The following is a 231-nucleotide window of genomic DNA, read 5'->3' on the forward strand; positions in this document are numbered from 1 at the left end:
GCGCCTTGGTATTCTCTACCTGACCACCTGTGTCGGTTTGGGGTACGATTTCGTGTTACCTGATGCTTAGAGGCTTTTCCTGGAAGCAGGGCATTTGTCACTTCAGCACCGTAGTACCTCGTCATCACGCCTCAGTGTTAAAGTGAACCGGATTTACCTGGAACACACACCTACACGCTTAAACCGGGACAACCGTCGCCCGGCCGACATAGCCTTCTCCGTCCCCCCTTC

At 54.1% G+C, this 231-nt stretch carries 1 rRNA gene; it reads right to left on the reverse strand.

Features of this window, described 5'->3' with window-relative positions:
* Positions 1–231: ribosomal RNA gene (locus FHD02_RS24940) — 23S ribosomal RNA — on the reverse strand; the annotation flags it as partial.

The sequence above is a fragment of the Citrobacter sp. EC_71 genome (assembly GCF_019584005.1).
GTDB classification, from domain to species: Bacteria; Pseudomonadota; Gammaproteobacteria; order Enterobacterales; family Enterobacteriaceae; genus Citrobacter; species Citrobacter werkmanii.